Source organism: Spirulina subsalsa FACHB-351 (genome assembly GCF_026130165.1).
Lineage (GTDB): Bacteria > Cyanobacteriota > Cyanobacteriia > Cyanobacteriales > Spirulinaceae > Spirulina_A > Spirulina_A subsalsa_A.
Genome location: NZ_JAIHOM010000261.1, coordinates 1 through 730 on the forward strand (window position 1 = coordinate 1; position 730 = coordinate 730).

A 730-nucleotide genomic window follows, 5' to 3' on the forward strand; every position below is an offset into this window, starting at 1 on the left:
ACCTCGCCAAGATTGGCAAGCTGAAAACGAAGTGGTCAAGGCCACTGCCCTCTGAACCCAGTTCAGTTACAGTGCTCAAGGACTGTGGGGGTCGGTATTTTCTCAGCTTTGTGGTAGAGGTGGAGCCTGTCACCGTCGAACCCAAAAACCAAGGGGTCGGCGTAGATTTGGGCATTGAAACCCTAGCTACATTAAGCACAGGTGAAAAGGTCAAGGCGAGGGACACCAGTGCCTTAGACAGGAAGATCCGTAAAGGCAAACGCCAACTAGCCAGGGCTAGGAAAGGGTCAAGGCGGCGTGAGTCGTTGCGGATGGCGATCGCCACGGAGGCAAAGCAACGGGATATCCGTAAGGATACCAACCAAAAGTTGGCGAGCCGTTTGGTGCGAGAAAACAGCGTAGTGGTGCTCGAGGATCTCAACGTTGCCGGGATGGTGAAAAATCGGTGTCTAGCCAGGGCGATTAGTCGGGCCCGATGGCGAGAGATCAGAACAATGTGTGAAGCCAAGGCAACCCTGATCCAAGACCGAGAGGTGAGGGTGATCAGCCGATGGGAACCCACCTCGCAGGTTTGCTCCTGCTGTGGTTATCGGTGGGGGAAATTGGCTCTGTCTGTGCGGTCGGTACTGTGCCTCAACTGTGGTGCAGAACAAGACCGGGATGTGAATGCCAGTGTAAATATTATGGCGGCAGGGCTTGCCGACCTGAATGGACAGGCGTTAAGCAGTGT

1 protein-coding gene is annotated in these 730 nt (G+C 54.8%); it reads left to right on the top strand.

Annotation, left to right across the window (positions count from 1 at the left end; all coding sequences use genetic code 11):
• Nucleotides 1-730, top strand: a 730-nt coding sequence (locus K4A83_RS22755; protein ID WP_407810283.1) for an RNA-guided endonuclease InsQ/TnpB family protein, incomplete at both ends; no start/stop codon positions are given.